This is a genomic window from Brevibacillus fortis, assembly GCF_003013395.1.
GTDB lineage: Bacteria > Bacillota > Bacilli > Brevibacillales > Brevibacillaceae > Brevibacillus > Brevibacillus fortis.
Map to the genome: position 1 here is coordinate 224,446 of NZ_PXZM01000029.1, position 22,564 is coordinate 247,009.

Annotated in this window: 3 protein-coding genes (1 of these 3 cut by a window edge); all 3 read right to left on the reverse strand. The window is 46.6% G+C overall.

The features are described from left to right. Tightly spaced (each overlapping or abutting the next), the 3 genes in view from C7R93_RS18345 to C7R93_RS18355 form a layout consistent with a single transcriptional unit that may run on beyond the window. Positions 1-2,447 carry the start of a non-ribosomal peptide synthetase gene (locus C7R93_RS18345; RefSeq protein WP_106840168.1) on the reverse strand. The gene continues 19,066 nt to the left of window position 1, outside the view, so only the first 2,447 of its 21,513 coding nucleotides appear in the window; its start codon is at positions 2,445-2,447; the stop codon falls past the left edge of the window. Next, the gene (locus C7R93_RS18350; RefSeq protein ID WP_106840169.1) at positions 2,444-14,392 is read right to left on the reverse strand and encodes an SDR family NAD(P)-dependent oxidoreductase; all 11,949 of its coding nucleotides are present in this window, start codon (positions 14,390-14,392) and stop codon (positions 2,444-2,446) included. The genes C7R93_RS18345 and C7R93_RS18350 overlap by 4 nt, the downstream gene beginning before the upstream one ends. Further along, positions 14,389-22,554: an SDR family NAD(P)-dependent oxidoreductase gene (locus tag C7R93_RS18355; RefSeq protein WP_106840170.1), complete on the reverse strand. Its 8,166-nt coding sequence runs from the start codon at positions 22,552-22,554 to the stop codon at positions 14,389-14,391. The genes C7R93_RS18350 and C7R93_RS18355 overlap by 4 nt, the downstream gene beginning before the upstream one ends. Positions 22,555-22,564: the final 10 nt, after the last annotated feature.

The following is a 22,564-nucleotide window of genomic DNA, read 5'->3' on the forward strand; positions in this document are numbered from 1 at the left end:
CTGACCAGTTCATTTTCAGAGCAGGAGAACCATGCTGCATAAATGGAGGCTTCTGTTGGTCCGTAAATATTTTCAATCTTTGCCTTTTGAAAAGTGGCAACCGTCTTTTTCACCAACTCTTTTGGAAAGGCCTCACCCGCAACCATCACATATTTTAGCGGGCAATGCTGTAGGAATGGCTTATTCTCCACAACGCCGTTTACGAAAACATTAAGCATCGCTGGAACAAAATTGACATGCGTCACGCGATGCTTCACGATGTATTCGGCTAACATCTCCGGCAATTTTTCCCCATGTGGCGGAAGAATGACCAGATGTCCTCTGCCAATGAACCAACCAAACAGCTCGGACAAAGAAACGTCAAACACATAGTTAGTTTTCAGCAGATAAACGTCGTTCTCCATAACGGGATAACGGGATTCCAGGAAAAATAGGGTATTGATGATACTTTCATGACTCACCATAACCCCTTTGGGTTTCCCTGTGCTTCCTGATGTATAAATTACATAAGCTAGATTGGTTGGGTTTACTTCCCTGTTGAGCGTTTTCTGTAGCTGGGCTGTCTGCTCAACTTCTTCCCAATCCCTGTCTAACACGAGGCATTTCGTATTTTCTCCTGTGAAGGAAGTTAACTTGTCCAAAAGGCTAGCGTGGGTAAGCACCAAAGTGGTCTTGCTGTCTTCCACCATGTATACCAACCGCTCTGTGGAATAGGTTGGGTCTAATGGAACATAAGCTGCCCCAGCTTTTAGAATGCCTAAAATGCCTATGACCATTTCCAAAGAGCGTTCGACACAAATCCCAACTGTAGCTTCTGGACCTGCTCCCTTGGCCTGCAAATAGATCGCCAGCTTGGTAATCTGCGCATCCAATTCACGGTAGGTCAACGATTGATTTTCATAAACAACAGCCACGGCATCTGGCGTTTGTTGGACTCGCTTTTCGAACAAATCATGGATGCATAAAGCCTGTGGGTATGCCGCTTCAGTCGCATTCCACTCCACGAGCAGCATGTTACGTTCTTCCACAGAAATAAGTGGTATCTCATCCAAAGCGATCTCAGGATTTTGGATGACTTCGTTTGCGATATTCTGATAGTGCTCTGCCATCCGCTGTATCGTCGCTTGATCAAATACATGTGGATTGTATTTCAGATTCAATACAAACTCGGCTTCCTGCTCAAACACCTCTAACTCAAATTCATACTCACCCTCTTGATGAATACCATCAATCAATTCGATGGGCAGCTTGTTTTGGCATTCATCATAAAGTCGCTGCAAGTTTTGTGATTGCAGAAAATTTTGGTACGTAAAGATGATGTCGAATACGGGTGAATTTCCATGCAGTCGAGGAATGTTTGCTTCTCGAACCATCGCTGGAAAAGGGTAGACCGCATGATCCATGCCGTCAATCAGTGTAAGCTGCAATTCTCGAATGAACTGGGAGAAGGGCTTTTCCCCTGTTACCTGGCTGCGGATGGGGATCATATTGACAAAATAACCGATCAGAGAATCGAATCTTTCTTCTGGACGTCCCATCGTCGGCATGCCGACAATCACATCTGTTTGAGCTGTATAGCGATACAATAAGGCTTTAAATATCCCTAACAAGAGAACTGATGGGTTCATGCGGTAATGCTTGGAGAGCTTCTTCACCTCTTGACTCAATTCTCGTGAAAATACGTGCGTAAAAACCTGCCCCTCAAAGCTTGGTGCAGAAGAACGTGGACGATCGGCAGGAAGCTCCAGCTGTGGCAGCGTCCCTGACAATTGCTCCAGCCAGTAAGAACGATGTTCCCCACCTTCCACACTCGCCATCATGTCCTGTTCCCACTTTACGAAGTCAGCGTAAACGGTTGAATTTGGTGTTACGTTTGGCTGTTTTCCTTCAACCAGCTCGATATATGTATGGACGAATGCTTGTAGTAATAGCAACGAGGAATGTCCGTCAAATATCATGTGATGAATCGTAATCAGGACAAAATGCTCTTCTTCTGCGCGTGACAATAGATGAATGCGAAGCAAAGAACCCTTTTCCAATGAAAAGGGTTCTTTTACTTTTTTCCTGAGATACGGCAAAACATCCTGAGACGTTAGGTGCGAGATGTCATCTTGCTCAATGGCAAGCGATTGCTCCAGGCGATGAAGCAGATAAGGAACACCTTGCTCTTCCATAATCGAACTCTGTAAAATCGGATGCTGTTTTCGTACAAGTTGGCAAGCCTGTTTAAATAATGCTACGTCCCATTTCTGGCGGATGCAAAAGCATAACGGAACATTATAAGCACTCATGGTAGGAGACATTTTTTGCAACATCCACAATCCTTGCTGCCCGACGGACAGAGGACTTGTAAACGATGGGTTTTCCAGCTCCAGAAGCTTCTCTTGGACTTCCTCAGCAGACAGCTTACCTTCTTTGTAAGCCATGAGAATTTCCCGTCGCATCATATAATCCCTCCTTTGTCGATTAACTGTTCGATCTCTTCTAAACTTAGCTGGCCTTCTTTGAATTTTTGCAACATATCGACTGCGAGATTTTCCGTCCGTTCACCGCTAGCCTGAGACGTTGTTTCTACATCTGTAGTGGAAGCGATCTCTTTCTGACTCAACTCTTTTATTTTTAAGGCAAGCAGATGAGCCAAGGACTTCATCGTCGGGTTCTCCAGCACTTCCCGCCCTCTGATTTTGATGTTCCAGCGCTGCTCTAAATGACGAATCAGCTTGGTAACCATGATCGAATCCATGCCATAGTCCAAGAAATATTTGTTAATCTTGATTTGCCCTTCAGAAAGGTGTAATTCCCGTGAGAGAAATTGCGCCATATCCCGCTGAATATTTTCCTCTGTTGGGCTGTCAGGGTTAATATCAATCGCTAACGTCTCTTTTTCCATAGGTTGACGGATCGATTCAGTTCCAAGCTGCTCCTCCTGACCCTCGGAGCTGGAGAGCCAATAGCGGTCTCTGGCAAAAGGATAGGTAGGCAGAGATATCATGCGACGCTCTTGTGCATGCAAGGATTCCCAAGGAATTTTACCTCCTTGCGTCCAATGAAGGGCAAGCTTTTCCAGATTGTTTTCTGCTAAAAGAACCTGCAACACGGTATCTCCTACCTTACCTGCAAGAAGATTTCTCACTCCTGCCTGGTCTTCTTCGAGGTCTCCTGTATAAATAGGCATCCATGTATTTGGTTCGCTGCCTTGTTCGAGCGCTTCCAAATACGCCTGTAATCCATGAATCAGTTCTTCTCGATCACGAACTACCATAGCCAACCTGCATTCCATGGCTTCTCGTTTCACTTGAAGCGTATAGGCAAAATCCGCTAAGGCAAACGCTTGCTGCTTGGCAAATGCAAGCATCTGCTCGGCAACGGCACGCAATCGCTCAGCATTTTTGGCCGAGAAAACCACGATCTGGGGTGAAGTGGCAGAAGAAATGGATTTCATCTCAGTCTGCGCCGGCATATATTCTTCCAGAATCAAATGAGCATTAGACCCGCCTGCTCCAAACGAGCTAATCGCAGCACGGCGTGGAACCTCTCGTTCTTCTCCATTGATTCTCACCACTGGTCGACTCCACTTTTGTCGATCTTTTTGCAGATAAAAAGGCGTTTCTACAAAATCTAGATGCGGGTTCAATGGCTCCGCTTTTATCGATGGAACCAATTCCTGATGCTGTAGCTGCAAGATCACCTTTGTCAGCTGAGAAATACCAGAAGCTGCCTCGGCGTGACCGATATTCGATTTCACCGACCCAATCGCACAAAACTGAACATCATCCGTCTGCTTCGAAAAAGCATTCGTTAACGCCTTCAACTCAATCGGATCTCCCAACAGCGAACCATTTGCGGCGGCTTCCACATAACTGACCGTCCGAGGATCAATACCCGCTCTAGCAAAATTTTCGTCCATCAATTGCGCTTGTGCATTCGGATTCGGCACGGAAAATCCATTGGTACGTCCGCCATGATTGGTCGCGGCTGATTTGATGACGGCTAAGATGGAATCTCCATCTTCAATCGCTTTGGCTAAAGGCTTTAATAATACAGCGCCTACACCTTCTGCTGGTAAATATCCGTCTCCATCTCCAAAGCTTCTGCTGTCCGCGTGGCTTCCAATCATTTGGGCCTGACTTAAGCCTAGGTATTTCTTAGGATGGATGGAAACATTCACACCACCAGCGATAGCAAGCGAGCTTTCTCCCTTAATCAAGCTTTCGCAGGCATGATAAATGGCAATGGCAGATGAAGAGCACGCTGTATCAATCGCCATGCTAGGACCTTGCAGATTAAAGAAGTAAGAGACTCGGTTGGCAATCGAATGGTAGGAAGAGAGGGAAATGATAGAACCCTTTTCCATATCTGTATCAAATGCGTGATACGGCTGATACATTGCCCCTACATAGACACCGACCCTATTATCATATTGACGTTGTAATACTTCTCGTGTGTATCCTGCTTCCTCAAGTAGATTCCACACCGTTTCCAGGAAAAGACGCTCTTGAGGGTCCATCATTTCCGCTTCCCGCGGAGAAATCTGGAAGAACAGCGGATCAAATTGATCGACACCGTCTATGAAGCCTCCCCATTTGCTGTATGCTTTTCCTTGACTGTTCCGAGCCTCGTCAAAATACAAGCTGTGATCCCAGCGCTCTTGCGGAATTTCTGTAATGCAATCCTTGCCATCCCGCAAATTGTTCCAGAACTCTTGTACATTGGAAGCATGCGGATAGCGACCAGAAATACCAATAATGGCAATGTCTCGGTCAGCTGCTGTTTGTTTATTTGCCTGCTCACGCGTAACAAACCGTGAGAAACGACGGCGATGCTCTGTTATGGAGTCAGCAGTAGCGGGTTCGTTAGCAACATTCTCCACTGCACTTGTCTCTGCCGTTTTCCCAGCTCCCATGATTCCGATGATTTTGTCTCGATGATGCGCCAAAAGATAGCCTGTCAACTCCTCTATGTTTTGGTATTCGTAGAATAACGTTTTCGACAGCGAACCGAATGCTTTCTCCAATTGATTGGTCAATTGCATCGCCATGACCGAGTCGATCCCGTATTTCTCAAGCGGAGCATCCTCATCGATTTTATAAGCTGGCAGCTTGATGACACCAGAAATTTCCTTTTTCAGAAACTCCCTTACTTTTGCCCGAAGCCCATCTTGTTGCGCAACGGAAACGGGCTGTGCTTTCTCTGTTTTTGCAGAGGTACTTGCGCTCTCTGCTGGTTGGAACTGTTGTTTCAATCTATCCTGGTAGGCATCTATCAAGTATTGCGAGACAGCAAAAAGCGTCGGGTACTCTACCAGTTCAGTCGGAGTAAGTTCCAGCTCATAGGCTTGATTCAGCTTGTTTGTAAATTCGGTCAGCTTAATCTGGTCAAAGCCGTACTCATGGAGCTCGGCGCGGATATCAATATCCTCTCTATCAACCTTGAGTAAATCAGCGAACATTTTCAGCAAAGACGCTTGAACCTCGCTTTGCAAGCTGTTCGAATGAGCTGGTGGTGTCAAGGAGGGCACAGAGGCACCCATCAGCTGTTGCTTCATCCGTACAAGATCGCCTTCCATTACCATCAAGTGATCTAGTCCAGAAGCTAACCCCCGATACAAGCAGTTGATACCCGAAGGCGTCTGCATGGCAACCATGCCAAGATCGTCCCACAATCTCTTTTCTGTCTCTTCGTCTACCTGCATTCCGCCCTCTTTCCACAAAGGCCAATTGATGGAGAGGGTCTGCCCCTGCCGTTCGCCTAGCGCGATCTGTTCGTTGCGGTAAGCCGAGTAGTTATCCATAAAGGCATTGGCAGTCGCATAATCTGCTTGGCCCATATTCCCCAAGCTTCCTGCCGCCGAAGAAAAGAGCACAAAGAAATCCAGATTAAGTCCCTTCGTCGCTTCGTCTAAATGAACGAGTCCCGCAACCTTTGGCGCGAGCACTGCTTGTACCTCTTCTTGGGTTTTCCTCAGAATAAAGTTGTCGCGAGTCACGCCCGCGCTGTGAATGATGCCGTGAAGATCGCCAAACTCTGTTTGAATACTATGGATCAAATCCTCCACAGCCTGTTTCTGCGTTACATCCACTTGGCGATATTCGATTCTTGCCCCGTTGTCTGTAAGCTTACGAAGCTTTGCTTGCTTCGCTTCACTAAGCGCAGAGCGTCCCGTCAGAATTAAGGTGATGCCATGGGCTTTCTCAGCCATGTCTTCGGCAAAAATAAGTCCCAAGCCACCTGCTCCACCCGTGATCAAATAAATCCCATTGTCTTTCCACGGCATGCTTGCTTCATGCTGTGGAGCTGCAACCTCACTCCATCCAGCAATATATCTCTTCCCTGACTGATAGCGAATCTGCCTGTCTGTTGGGCAAAGGCTGTTTGCTTTCAGCTTCTCTACCAATCCCTCTGAGTCTTCTATGGAATCGATTTCGATCAGCTGTCCGATTACTTTCGGGTTTTCGATCTGTGCCGTTTTCAAGAGACCAGCTATTCCAGCGAACAGCCGTTGTTCCGCTCGGAGAGGTGCAACGATTTGAATCAGCACCTTCCCCTTTGGTTTTGCTTGAAGAAGGACTTTTATTTCTTCAAACACCTGAGCAGCATACGCTTGGAATCGTTCCGCTATCCCTTGCTGATCGGAGTACAACACAAGGAATCTCACACCGTTTATCTCAGATTGACTGCTTTCCAAGGAAATCTTCCCTGGTTCGCAGAGCATCACCACATGTTGCTCATATTCAGGAGCTTTGGTTTCCCTAGGAGTGGCTTGTTCTATCCAAACAGGCTGAAGCATCAGCGTACTCGTGATTTTGCCTGATTCCCCTGTACCTTTGCTGCCTTGTACAACTCCGGCAGATTTTTCACCTTCGAGCACCCTTGTTGTGAATCCCTTCATGCTTACGCAAATTTCACCCTGCTCATCACATAAATCAATGTCGAGCTTCTGCACTTTTTGCGTAGCTGCATTGTCGGTACTGTATCGAACCAACGCCCATACAGCCGTTGTAGAATCACTGTATATGTTCAATTGTTCTAAAGTAAAAGGCAGAGAAGGCTGAAGGTCGGAAGCACCCATTATGAAACCAAGTGATGCCTGTAAGGCAGCGTCCATGATACTCGGATGGAGTACAAATTTTCCTGCTGTATCCGTAACAGACGAAGGCAAGGAGAGCTTCGCCAGCACTTGGTCTGACCCGACAAACAACTTCTCAATCCCTTGGTGTGAAGGACCGTATTCCAGTCCAATCGCATGAAACGTTTCGTAGCATTGGCTAGCGCTATAACTACTCGCTGTGCACTGTGCTTGAATAGCAGAAAGGTCAAGCATTGGCGCTTCCATAGCGGATAGTAGTACTGCTCTTCCCTGGCTATGTACTACCAGACTTTCCTGAGCTTCTCTTGACTGGCTGTAAATTTCAAAAGCGATTTCACCATTCTCTTCCGGGTATAGTCCCGTGTGTACTTGGATCGGTGCCTCTTCCACGATAACCGGTTTCGCCCACACGATATTTTTAAGCTGAATCGCCGTCTGGTTATCAGGCAGGACACCTGCTGCCAAATCCACAGCCACTCGTGCCATCTCCAGATAAGCTACCCCTGGCAAGACCTTTTGCCCCTTCACGACATGATCTCTAAGGAAAAACTCCTGCCCTGTAAACGTCGAGCTATGCCGTTGTTCCGAAAGTGTAGACGTATTTTGATGAAGCAAGGGATGAACGGTAGCCAGCGCTCCTGCTGCGATAAGACCAATTGCTTGAGACTCCATCTTTGGCAGCCAATAGCGTTCTCTTGTAAAAGGATATGCAGGTAAACTGATTCGACGAGGCTTCGTATCTCCGTAGAGTTTGTTCCAGTTAAAAATCAGTCCCTGTACCCACATCTGCAAGATCTTTGCGTATTTCCCTTTGGTGATCCATGTATCGATTGCCTGCTGCAAATCCTCATCTGCGGCGAAAACATCCATCGTTTCTTTATTCCGCTTTACCTGACCCGTGAACAGGTCTTGGATATCATCCTCATCTTCCAAATAATTCGTTAACTTCGCTTCAAGCTCAGAGATCGACTTAACGATCACAGCGAACCGCTCTTCCATCGCTTCACGTCCTACTTGGAGCGTGTAGGCAATCTCTGTTAGATCGTTATCCGAAAGCATTTGCTCCCTAATAGCAGACGACAACCGCTGCACCTGCTCCCGAAGACGGTCTTTATTCTTCGCTGACAATACGATGACAGCTGGATTTTTTTCTGAGATGCTGATTTGTTGGCGGTGTCCCTCTTCGATGTATTCTTCAATCACGAGATGAGCATTTGCCCCTCCCGCACCAAAGGAGGATAACCCCGCAATCCTTGCATGTTCTCTCGATACTCCGTTGATTTCAATCACGGGTCGCTTCCATTCCGCCAGCTCTTGCTGCACCACAAATGGAGTCTTGCTGAAATCAACGTTCGGATTAAGTGTGTGAGAATGAAGGGACGGAACTAACCGCTTATATTTCATTTGCAGCAAAATTTTGGTCAACCCTGCAATCCCTGCCGCACTCTCACCATGCCCGATATTTGACTTGGCCGAACCAATCGCGCAGAACTGATTCTCCTTCGTGTATTCCTGAAAAGTCTTCGTCAATCCAGCAATTTCAATAGGGTCTCCCAAGGAAGTCCCTGTACCGTGCGCCTCTATATAGCTGACCGTTCTCGGGTGAACTCCTGCCTCTTCAAAAGCCCTGCGAATCACTCTTGATTGCGCTTGAGGATTCGGAACCGTATAACCGTTCGTTTTTCCACCATGATTAATGGCGCTTCCTTTGATCACACCATAGATGTGGTCTCCATCAGCGATTGCTCTTGCCAAAGGTTTGAGCAATACCGCTCCGACTCCTTCGCCAGGTACATATCCGTCGCCGCCTTCCCCAAAGCTTTCGCATCTTCCTTTACTGGAGGCGAACTTGCCCTGCGACAAATACAGATATTTGTTTGGATGAATAGAAACATTCACCCCACCTGCGATTGCAACCTCACATTCACCGCGCTGCAAGCTGTGACACGCTAAATGAATCCCCGTCAACGAAGAAGAACACATGGTATCGACCGCCATGCTCGGACCGTGGAAATTGCAAAAATAGGAGACGCGGTTAGCAATGGAAGCCGGACTTCCTGCAATCGTAAGCTCTCTGCCCAAAGCCTGTTCAGCGGACGCATAGAGCTGGTATTCCTCGTACATGACACCTACATAAACACCTACATTGCCTCCCAAGCCTTCGTGCCTGCCAAGAGAATCGCGCGTATACCCTGCATCCTCTATCGTTTCATAGACACACTGTAAAAATAACCGCTCCTGTGGGTCCATCAGCTCTGCTTCCCGTGGGGAAATATGGAAGAACAGCGGATCAAATTGATCGACACCTTCTATGAACCCGCCCCATTTGGAATACGATTTACCGACCTTATCCTTCGCTTCATCAAAGTACTGACTGTGGTCCCAACGGTCTTTTGGAATTTCGGTAATACAATCCTTGCCGTCGCGCAAATTTTTCCAAAAGTCATGTATATTCCGCGCTTGCGGATAGCGTCCAGAAACACCAATAATAGCAATGTCCAACGCGCCTTTTTCTCGTTGGGTCTCCATGCGCAGTGACGCGAAACGTTGAGACTTGCGTTTTTTGTTCCTACGCTCTGTCTGGGCTGTCCTCTCGTCCACAATCGTTGCTTCTGGCTCTTGCGTGAGGGGGGCTTCCGCATTTTCCCCCATCCCCAGGATGCTCATCAGCTTTTCACGATAGTTTTCAAGGAAATATCCAGTCAGTTCTTTTATCGTTTGGTATTCAAAAAATAGCGTCTTTGGTAACGATCCAAATACCTTTTCCAGCTCCTTGGTCATCTGCATAGCCACAATGGAATCAACACCGTATTTTTCCAACGAGGCGTCTGCTTCCATTCTATTTGCTGGCAATTTGATGACGGAGGAAAGCAGCTTTTTAAAGTAATAGGTTGCATTTTCCGTATCGAATCGTTGTTCCCCGACTGCCGCCTTATCAGCGGATGGCTGGATAAAAGTATCGGCGACCTTTGACGCTCCAACTCCTAATCCAACAGATTCGCCTGCGATCTTGCGCGTAGAAAAGCCCTTCATCCGCACACGGACATTCCCGTTCTCGTCGCACAAGTCGATATCAAATTTCTCCACTTTCTCTCCAGCTTTACTGCCCTCACTGTAACGAATGAGTGCCCACATGGAAGCGGAGCATGCGCCTACGATCTCCAATTCCTCAAGTGCAAAGGGAAGGATCAGCCCAAAATCTCCAGTTTCCATCATCAAGCCTATTGAGGATTGTAAAGCTGCGTCGAGCAAGCTCGGATGCAGTTCAAACTGTTCTTGGGTCTTCACCACGGAAGAAGGCAGAGACAGCTTCGCCAACACCTGACCTTGACCGATCAAAATTTGCTCAATCCCACGATGTGCAAGCCCATAGTCGACACCCATCTTTTTGAAAACATCGTAGCATTGTTCAGCGCTGAGTGTGCTTACGTTGCACTGTTCCTGCACGGAGGTGAGATCAAAAGCTGGAATATCTTGAATGGAACACAACACGGCACTTCCCTGGCTGTGTACAATTTCCGTCGCTTGATTCTGGTCTTGCATGCTATCGCTGTAAATTTCGTAAACAATCTCACCATTAGCCTCAGGATAGAGCTCAATATGTGTCTGAACAGGCTCTGACCCAACAACCAAAGGTTGAGTCCAGACCACATTTTTGAAACGAAGCCCTTCGAATTCTTGCCCAGAATCCATGACTCCCGTCGCCAGCTTTATCGCTGCCCGTGCCATCTCCACATAAGCCGCACTTGGCAAGACTCGTTGTCCCTTGATGACATGGTCACGCAGGAAAAACTCCTGTCCCGTAAAGGTGGAGCTAAACCGCTGCTCCATGAAATCGGATGTATTTTGGTGCAAGAAAGGATGAATCGACCCCACCCCTACGCTGATGCTAGCAGACTTGGCTTCGATCCAATAAGATTCCTTGGCAAATGGATACGTCGGCAAACTGATACGGCTAGGTTGCGCTTCTTGATAAAGCTTGTTCCAATCGATATGTAAGCCCTTCACCCACAGGTCGAGAAGCTTGCTGTATTTACCGCGTTCCATCCATCTCGCTATCGTTTCTTCTAATTCATCATCGGACGTCAAAATATCCAGCATTTCCTGATTTCGGTTTACCTGACCAAGGTACAAATCAGCAATATGCTCTTGCCCTTCTACATAGGCTGTTAACTTTTGTTCCAGCTCCTTCACAGAGCCTGCCAGGACAGCCAGACGCTCTTCCATGGCTACACGTCCTACCTGTAGCGTGTACGCTACATCGGCTAAGCTCGCATCAGATAAGGAGTGTTCCTGGATAAAAGCTAACAACTGCTGTGCTTTCTCATATAACCTCTCCGCATTCTTTGCTGACAAAACAATAATAGCTGGGTTCTGAGGTGTGATCTTCAAACTAGATTGCTGTTTGACTTCAGGAATATATTCTTCAATAATCACATGGGCATTGCTTCCACCTGCACCAAACGAGGAAATCCCTGCAATTCGTGGATATTCATTTGGTGTGCCATTGATCTCAACGATCGGCCGTTTCCATTCCGCCAACTCTTGCTGAACCACAAACGGAGTCTTGCTGAAATCAATATTGGGATTTAGTGTGCGCGAATGTAAGGAAGGTACTAATTGCGAGTGCTTCAGCTGCAATAATATTTTCGTTACGCCAGCAATTCCTGCCGCACTCTCACAATGTCCGATATTGGACTTGGCCGATCCCAATGCGCAAAACTGTTTGTCCTGTGTGTCTTTTTCAAAGGCGCGAGTAAGTCCAGCCACCTCGATCGGGTCTCCAAGCTCCGTCCCTGTTCCGTGTGCTTCCAGATAACTAACCGTTCTTGCATGTACCTTGGCACGTTGTAAGGCATCCGCCACTAACTGCGCCTGCGCCTGCGGATTAGGGACGGTATAGCCATTCGTTTTCCCACCGGTATTCATCATACTTCCTTTGATGACTCCGTAAATATGGTCACCATCGGCTATCGCCTTATCCAAAGGCTTCAAGACGATAGCGCCTACTCCCTCTCCATCCACAAAGCCGTCCGCTTGATCGCCGAAAGACTTGCATTGATTCGTAGGAGAGAGCATCGTCAAGGCTGACAATTTCATATAGTGGATGGGATCGACAATGAGATTGACTCCCCCTGCGATTGCACACTCGCTTGTACCGCTGTACAAGCTTTCCAAGGCTAAATGAATCGCTGTTAAAGAAGCGGAGCAAGCGGTATCCACCGCCACGCTTGGACCTTGAAAGTTTAATAGATAAGAGAGTCGATTCGCGATCGACCAATAAGTGGCTCCCGTCGAATAATGGCCATTCATCACACCGACAAAAACGCCTACTTTTCTGCTTTCACACAGAGTTGTAGGCGTATATCCAGCGTCCTCGATACTTGCATATGCTTCTTGTAAAAATAACCGTTCTTGCGGGTCCATCTCCTCGGCTTCTTTTGGAGAGATTTGAAAAAATAAGGGATCGAATTTATCAATATCATCGATAAATCCGCCCCATTTTGTATAAATAGAATCCTGTTTGCCTTTTTCCTCGTCAAAATAGTTCTTCCAATCCCAGCGATCCGGAGGGATTTCAGAAATGCAATTTTTCCCCTCTTTTAAACGATTCCAGAATTCATCCACATTTTTCGCTTGGGGATAACGCCCGGAAAGACCGATGATCGCCACATCCCGAACCACAGATGAAGCCGAAATGGATTCCTTGCTTTCTTGTTCGCGAACGGATAAAAAGCGTCGCGCTTTTCTCACAGGAAGATCGGTGTACTCCGATGAAGTAGAGACGGTCATTTCTTCATTCTCTATCTCATTCTGGTATGCTTCGTCAACTGCTTCCTGTACTTCTAATCCTATTACCTTGATCAATGCTTCCTTTTGCGTCTCTATGAGATACTCTACCAAAGCATCAATTGTTTGATATTCGAAAAATATTGTACTGCTCATATTTGCAAAATCTTTGCGAAGCGAATTGGTCAATTGCACAACCAGAATAGAATCAATCCCATATTGCTCTAATGAGGCAGATGATTTAATTTGATGGGTCGGTATTCTAAGCGTTTCGCCAATTAGCCTTTTTATATAAGCCGTACTTTTTTCCCGAAGCAATGCCTCAATAACTTTGCCTGTCTTTTTCGCTGGTGTTGTGCGTTTTTTGAGTGGCATCGCCTTCAACTTTGAGGCTTGCTTTTTTACAGGCGAATAGGCAACGGTAACCGCCGACTGCTTCTGTTGGCTGCTGCGACGAATAACCCCATCGCTCTCTGCAACAATAATCTGTTGGCATAAATCCAAGTGCTCTTCTGCTGGTAAGAAAACAGATTGGTATCCCGCCTTTTTCAACACCTTTTGCCATGTTTCAACCGTTAACAAAGGGCAGCCGGGAATACGCCATTCTGGATCATCATAGCGCCACCAGCCATCCAGCAAGCCAAATGTCAAGTGAGCAAACAAGGTATTGCTGGTCAACTCATTCAGAAGAAGCAAGCCATTTTTCTGTAAAGCTGTTTTGGCGTGGAGCAAGGTTTGGCTAATATTTTTAGTAGCATGCAGTACATTTGTTGCAATCACCAAATCATAGGCGCCCGCAGCGATCCCCTGATTCTCAACAGGCTTTTCCACGTTAAAAATCCGATACGTGAGATATGGATTTTCGGCTCCATATTCTTTTTCGGCGTGGAGTAAAAAGGCTTGCGAGATATCCGTATAACAATATTCCTCGATATGCTTCTGAAAAGATTGTAGCCTTGGCAGTACGATCGCACTGGTTCCACCTGTACCTGCCCCGATTTCCAAAATTCGAATCCGTGCAGAAGCATCTTGCTTCGTACGCTGCTTCACATAGGTAACAATGGTATTGGCGAGCACTTCGTTAAAGTAATCCGCAACCTCGTTGTGTTTATAAATCCCTTCTACCAATTCCATCGAGGAATTCGGGAACATGATCTCAGTAGCTGGAATCTTTCCCATTAGAATATCGGGCAGTACACGCATGGTTGCCTCTACTAGAATCACCTGAGCTTTTCTGTTAGGGTCACTGAGCCATACTCGTTTTTCTTCCTCCCATTTTTTCCATGCTGTATCGAGATCGATAGGGGTGGTATCGTTTGCGATGAGGAAATCTCCATCGCATGCAAGGTAATGGTTTTGTACGAGAACGGCTATACTTTCTTCCAGCCATTTGCCATACCTGTCATGCAGTTTGCCTTTTAACTCTGCTATCGTCTGTCTTTTTACCGTAAACAGCCCGATAGACTGTAATTGACCATAGAGTAGTTCACTGAGAAGCTTATCCATCGTATTCATTTATAAGCCTCCATTTCAGATTGTCTGCGTTGTGACGAAAACTCTAGTTTGGGCATATCATTCTTTACACTTTCGATTTGTGATACCAGTTTTTCTGGATAGATGTGAATCGATTTATCCGGATTTACCTTGAGCATGGCCTGTGATTTCGTTGTTTTCACCAACGCGACTTGATTCATCGGTCCAGCAAGCAGGTTTTCCAAAGCCACCATCGCTTCGCGAGGTTCAATGGAACCTAATCCTGCCTGTGCCATCCTCTCCTGATAATCCTTGGAAGCAACAATTCCTACGTTCGCCCAGTATCCCCAATTCATAACCTTCACAGCACTGAGGCTATGTAACGAAAGTTGATGCGCGAATATATCTTTAAACGTACAACCTGATGCATAATTGCTCTGTCCCGGCGACTTGGTAAATGAGTTGATCGATGAGAAGAACATGACAAAATCCAACGGCTCCCGATCAAATACTTGCGCAATCCGCACGCTGACATCTACCTTTGCCGAAAGCCCGGCACGGAAGCGCTCTTCATCCATATTCGCGAGACTTTTATCTAGCAGGACAATCGCGGAATGAATGACTCCGTTCACTTGTTTATACCGCTTTTTGATCTCTTCATAGGCAAAATACAAGGACTTGCGATTCGTCGCATCTGCCGCAATATAGACAGGAGCAGGTCCGAGCTTAGAAAGTCGATCCACTTTGGCTTGAATCGCTGTATCCTTTTCTCTGCGACCTATCCAAATGATTTGCGCTTGATACGTGCTGATCATGTATTCGCTCCAGACTTCGCCAATACCGCCAGCGCCACCAATCACAACATAGACTCCACCCTGTCTATAGGAAGCCTGCTCCCATTGCGGATGACGCAATGGAATTAATTCCTGACGATACCATTTCCCTCCGCGATAAACCGATGCATTCCCCTCGACATCTGCCGGAAGTGTGAAAACCTCCTCCATTGGCCAAGCACGACCAGCTTCCAGATCAACAAGTCGGATACGCCAGTTTGCGTATTCTTTTGCCATCGAACCGACTAATCCGTAAAGACTGGCATGAATAGGGTTGACCGCATCGTTTTGATGAATCGGCTGGGTCTGGAAGGTTACGAGACTCCATCCTACTTCCTTGGTATCGTAGCCCAGCTTGAGCAGGGCTTTTAGCAAGCGAAACACATGAAATACACCGCGCTCCTGCTCGATGATGAGTGCCTCTTCTGCAAGGTATTCCAAATCAATCCATGGCGCAATCCAGATGATATGATCGATCGAACCAAACAGCTCCAGCTTACTTGCTATATCATCAATACTTTCTGCCGGCGTAATCTCCATAACAGATGCCCCAGGATAGCGTTGTTGAACAAGGCTTCGGTTCTCGTCATCTGCACAAACAAGCAAAATATGATCGTTTGCAAGTGGAGTTGCCAAACCACGGTCCATCACAACCTCTTCCCATACAGGGCTGAGCAGCATGGTTCCAATCAGCGATTCGCTGGAGGTCTCGACTGGCGCATTCGTTGCGGTACGATCTGTTTGAATCTCTCTTTCCAGTACACGAGATGTGAATCCCTTCATCCGTACACAAATCGTTCCTGTGTCGTCGCATAGATCCATATCGTATTTTTCTACCTTATCCCCTGCCTGGCTGCCCTCGCTGTAACGAACGTATGCCCACATCTCAGAGGTACACGGACTGATGATTTCCATCTCCTCCAGGGCAAAAGGCATCACTGGCTTGCGTTTTGCTATACTATCCGACGACATCACGTCGCGGGAAGAGAGCGTCAACTCCACAGATGCCTGCAAAGCTGAATCCATCAGACTTGGATGCAAGACATACTGATCCTCTGAGCCTTTGACCGATAACGGTAGAACAAGCTTTGCCAAGACTTGTCCAGACCCGACATATACTTTATCTATTCCTTTATGTCCGAATCCATAATCAATCTGGATCGCTTTGAAGAACTCATAAAATTCCTCGGATGAAATCACCTGCTCGCTGCACTGCTCCTGTAAAACGGGCAAATCAAGCATTTGCAACTCCGAAAGTGGAGAAAGCACAGCATTTCCTTGACTGTGTACCACGATCTCGGCATCACTGCTCTCTGTCTCGCTATAGATTTGGTAAGATACCTCACCATCTTCTTCGAGTACGAGACCCGTATGTACCTGAACAGGCTGATCGCCTACAACAATCGGACGAGCCCATACGACATTCTGTAATTTTATCGCCGTATCCCCGTGGACGTTCTCTCCTACAGCGTGCTCCATCGCGGTTCTTGCCATCTCAAGATAGGCAACTCCCGGCAACACCCGCTGCCCTTTGACTACGTGATCTGCCAAGAAAAACTCTTTTCCCGTGAAAGTGGAGCTAAACCGTTGCTCGGAAAAAGTAGAAGTGTTTTGATGCAGCATGGGATGGATCACGGACGCTGTGGTGGCATTTGCCATTACCCTTGCATTTGTTTCACTCTCAAGTACCCAATGGCGTTCCTTGGCAAAAGGATACGTGGGAAGTGAAATACGAGAATACTGATCGTTCGCAAACAGCTTGTCATAATCTAATCCATATCCCTGCACAAACAATTCCGCGATCACAGACAACTGTTCCAAATATTCACTCGCCTGACTCGTCACATGCAGATTCTCGATGCTTTGATTTCCGTAACGTTTCAGTGCGGTTTGCTCACGATGGTCCTTTTCATTTAACTCGGAAACAAAAGCCTGCGATGCTTTTCCTGTTTCCAGCCACTTTTTCAAAAGCTGAACGAGCTCGGCTTTATTCTGAACAATGCAAGAGAAGCGGTGATGGAAATGCTTTCTGCCTACTAACAGCGTATAGCTGATATTTCCACAATCCGTCTCCGGTGCTTTTTCACAAAACGAAAGCAATTGGGCAACCTGCTGACGTAACTGTTCAAAAGTGCGAGCCGACAGCACAAGCAAATAGCCCGGCTTTTTCGCATGACTCCGCTCTACCTGTGGTGCCTCTTCGATGACCATATGCGCATTTGTACCGCTAGCTCCAAAGGAACTGATCGCCGCACAACGTTTGGCTTGCGGCTCCACTGACCATTCCTTCATGCTTGTATTCACATAAAACGGGCTGTCTGCAAACTTAATGTTGGCGTTCCCTTCCTCAAAATGTAGGGATGGCGCTATTTGTTTGTGTTTTAATGACAAAAGGATTTTGATGACCCCTGCAACGCCTGCTGCGATCTGCGTATGACCAATATTCGTCTTGATCGATCCAATCGCACAAAATTCTTTTTTATCCGTATAGGCTCGAAAAGCGCGAGTCAGCGCTTGATACTCAATCGGATCCCCTAGTTTGGTCCCTGTTCCATGAGCCTCGACCATCGTAATTTGGGCAGGATTGATGTCATATATATCGTAGACATTGCGTTCCAAGCGTTCCTGAGATTTCGCACTCGGCGCAGTAATCCCATTCGTCGTACCATCCTGATTGATTCCCGAGCCTCGAATGACACCATAAATATGGTCACCGCACGCGATAGCTTCCGAGAGTCGTTTCAGTACAACGACACCAGCGCCTTCCCCCGTAGCAAAGCCATCGGCCCGTTCATCAAACGTATGGCAACGTCCTGTCGGTGACAGCATCCCCGCTCGCTTGGCAGACAAATAGAAGCCCGGCGTAGATTGAATGAAGACACCACCTGCCAATGCCATGTCGACCTCACCTGTCCGCAAGGCTTGGCACGCCATATGAATCGCTACCAAGGAACTGGAGCAAGCCGTATCAATCGTGACGGCAGGTCCTTGCAAGTCCAGATGATAAGCAACCCGAGCAGGCACAATGGACTCCATATTTCCCCAGAATGCTTGGGCAGGAGGATTCTCTCCCACGAGACGATCGTAATCTCCTTTGGCACATCCTGCGTAAACACCACATTGGATTCCTTGCACGCCTAGACCCGCATAGCCAGCATCCTCCAACGCCTTCCAGGATTCCTCTAAAAAGAATCGTTGCTGCGGATCCATATAGTCAGCTTCCAGACCGGAGATGTTGAAAAAAAGCGGATCAAACAAGTCAATATTCTCTACAAGCCCGCCATATTGATAACCATCTGCCTCGTCCAGACCGTACTCTGATAAATCCCAACGTGTCACTTTCTTAAGTAAATCCGAGCCGTTCACTAAGTGATCCCATAAGTCATCAGCGTTGTTCGATGAGGAAAAGGTACCGCTCATTCCAATAATCGCAATGGGTTCAGTGGAGAACGAAGCTTTTTCTGACACGCTCACTTTTTCCTCTGAAAGCATAGGAGCTTCTTGAATGAATGGCTCAGTCTGAATAGCAGAGACGGAATCTTCACTCTGCTCGGATAGACTGCTCTTCTGCCCTAACGCTTGAGCAATGACCTCTTTGTACTCAGACAAAATATAGCTTGCAAGTTGATTTACCGAGCTGTAATCAAAAAGAATCGTCGTCTCAATTTCAATCATCAATGCTTGATTGATCTCTTGAACCAATCTAACGCCAAGAATGGAATCCAATCCATAATCTCTGAACGCGTCATCCACATCGATCGAATCGACATCTACTTCCAATGCGGTGACCAGCTTTTCAATAATCGTATCCTTCACATAATCCGTCACCGTCTGCTCGGTCACAACAGACTGGCTTGGAATGTATTTGGGTTTTGCAGGGTGAAGGACGCCATCGCTTTTTCCAATGACAATCTGTTGTCCCAGATCATGAGCTTCACGAGCTGGAAAAGAGATCGTGTGAAATCCTTCTTTTTCCAGCACTGTTTGCCACAATGCCGGAGTTAAGGCAGGAGAACCTGGAATACGTACATCCGTATCTTCAGACAGCCACCAGCCCTCCAAGAGACCAAAGGTCAGATGAAGGAACAAGGAATTACTGCTAATCTCATTTAAAAGCACCAAACCGTTTTCTCGCAAAACAGCTTTGGTATGGCGCAAGGTTTTACGAATATCTTTGGTGGCATGCAACACATTAGCCGCAATCACCAGATCGTAATACCCCTCTCGAACTCTTTGCTCAGCAAAAGGCGCTTCCACATTAAAAATCTGATAGGTCAGATACGGAACGTGCGGTCCATATTCCTTTTGTGCATACATCAAAAATGCTTTGGAAATGTCGGTATAGCAATATTCTTCGATACACTTCTGATAAGGCTTCAGCTTTTCAAAAACAAAAGTGCTTGTTCCTCCTGTCCCCGCACCAATCTCTATGATGCGAATTCTTGCAGAAGGATCTTTTTTCACCCGTTCTTCCACGTAGGTTGCGACTGTTTGCGCGAGCACTTCATTGTAGTGATCTGCAACTGGGTTGTTTTTATAAATATTTTGTACCAGTTCCATAGAAGAGCCTGGAAACATGACATCCGTAGCAAGTCGCTTGCCTGTTACAATATGCGGCAGGGATTTCATCGTGGCTTCCAGCAATCTTATCCGAGCTTCCAGATTGGCATCTTCTCGCCATGCCACCTTACGCCGATTCCATTCCTCCCATACAGGTTCTACCTCAATAAAGGTCGGATCAACCACCAAGCATTGCTCTCCATCATAACCATCGAGATAGCCATGACGAGTGAACATCGCAATACTTTCTTCCATCCATTTTTCATAACGGTGAAGTAAGCCTGTTTTTGCCTTGAGGTCAGCGACATTCACATTTTTGTCAGTAAACCAACCGATGGACTGCATTTGCCCCCATAACAGTTTGCAGAGAAGCTCGTCCATCTCCTTCCACAACTCGGGGTGGGTATTGTGCAAGCGATCCTGTCTCTTTGTTTGGGGCAGCCAATAGCGTTCCCCTCTAAATGGATAGGCTGGCAAAGGCACTCGGGTGTATCTGCCGTTTTGATATAAGGAGCTCCAATCCAGCTTGTATCCTTTTACAAATAGATCGGCAAGCGTGGACAGCTTTTCTTTACTTACGTTGGTGGTTAGCGAACTGTTCTCTGCTACTTCTGCAATTAACTTTTCCCCGAACTCTTTTAAGCTCTTTTCTAGCTTCACAGAATCCGTTTCATAATAGACAAAATAATCAGCAGTTGTTCCTGTTTCTTTTACTTCCGCGATTTTTTGCCGCAATTCATCTACGTCCTTGGCAATAAACATGCAACGGTGCGAAAAATGACTTCTCCCTGTGAACAAGGTATAGGAAATATCTTGTTCGTGAAAACGTCCCGCTTCTTTTGCTAACCAATGGGACATTTCGTTCACTTTTCGCTTGAGAGCTGACTCGCTCTTGGCTGAGAAAGGGAACAAGTAATAAGCTCCTGCTTGCTGAGTGCTTGATATCGGTTGTACCTTTGGCGCCTCTTCCAGTACCAGATGACTATTGGTTCCGTTCGATCCTAAAGCGCTCACACCTGCTCTTCGCGGAGTTGCATCACTGGTATTCCATTCTCTTAGCTCGGTGTTGATGAAAAAGGGACTTTCGTTCAATTTGATATGCTTATTGACTTCCTTGACGCTGATCGTAGGAGCAATCTTCTTATATTTCATCGCCATGACAACTTTAAACAGACTCGCCAGTCCCGATGCCATCGTGGTATGACCGATGTTGGGCTTATGCGATCCAATCGCGCAAAATTCCGTTTTATCCGTAAACGAACGAAATGCTTCAATCAATGCCTTCACTTCAATAGGGTCACCCAATTGCGTTCCTGTCCCATGCGTTTCGATATAACTGATCGTCTCAGGATCAACCCCTGCATTTTCATAGGCATCCACAATCAATTCTTTTTGGGCAAGCATGCTAGGTGCTGTAATACCATTTGATTTTCCTGTCTGATTCACGGTCGAGCCCTTGATGACAGCATAAATATGGTCGCCATCCTCCATTGCTTGGGCAACTGGCTTCAGTACGACCGCTCCAACGCCTTCTCCAAACACCATGCCATTTGCATGATTGTCAAAGGTGTTGCATGTCCCATCAGGTGACACCACGCCCATTTTCGAGGACATCACAAAAAAATCAGGGGAGCTGTGAATCGCCACTCCGCCTGCAAGAGCCATTTCGGTTTCTCCCCTACGAAGACTGTCGCAGGCTAAATGAATGGCTACCAAAGCAGAGGAACATGCTGTATCTACAGCAAGACTTGGTCCCTTGAGATTGAAAAAGTAGGAGAGTCTCGCCCCTAGCATCGACATTTCATTGCCTAGCATCGTATGTGAAGAGACACCTTCGGCCAACAAAGATTTCTCTTTGTAGTCTGAATTGCGTCCCCCCACAAACACACCTACTTTTCTCCCAGATAACTGTTCAACAGCGTATCCGCTATCTTCAAAAGCTTTATAGGATTCTTGCAGGAACAACCGTTGTTGAGGGTCCATACTTTTTGCTTCATCAGGCGAAATATTGAAAAAGGATGCATCAAATTGATCAATGTCCTTGAGAAGGCCGCCGTAATATTGATCTTCTTCCCAACCACTGCGCGTTATTTCCTCGATACAACTGTTGCCAGATGCAAGATGCTCCCAAAACTCTTCCACTGAATCCGAGCCAGCAAACCTGCCAGATATTCCGATGATCGCGATATCGGAGTGGCGAATTTCTTTGACTGTATCATCCGATAGATTCCCTTCGTTTGCTGAAACAGTCTGAATGATTCGGCTGTCATCCGCTACTATCTCTGCCGCAAATTGCAGAGAGATATATTCAGCCAGCTCACCCACCTCTGTATAATCAAAAATAACTTCTACGCCTAGATTAATCCCCAAGTCAGTATTAATTGCTTCTACTAATTCGACCGCCAGCACAGAATGAATGCCCATTTCTATGAAACTTTTATCGAAATTCAAGGTTTCTACTGGTGTATCCAATAGCTGAGCGATGATTTTACCGATCTTGCTCGCAATCGTCGATGAACCGTTATCGGCCTGGGTATGATCTGTTGTTGGAGCGATTCCCTGATACTTTTCTATAATGTGTGTGGCTAGTTGCTGGGTATTCTCATGATCAAAAACGACCTCAATCCCCAAGTCAATGCCTAGCTTCCCATTGATCAGCTCTACCATTTCTACAGACAATACCGAGCTGATACCTAATTCTACAAAGTTTTTATCGAAATCCAAGGGATTCGTCGTATCTTTTAATAAGTCGGTCATTACTTCTTTCACTATGGTTTCAATATCATGAAATGAATGAAAAAGCACCTTCATACTCGACTCC

Coding starts and splice junctions, on each gene's coding strand:
- C7R93_RS18350 (WP_106840169.1), bottom strand. CDS start 14,392: ATGAATACGATGGATAAGCTTCTCAGTGAACTACTCTATGGTCAATTA.
- C7R93_RS18355 (WP_106840170.1), bottom strand. CDS start 22,554: ATGAAGGTGCTTTTTCATTCATTTCATGATATTGAAACCATAGTGAAA.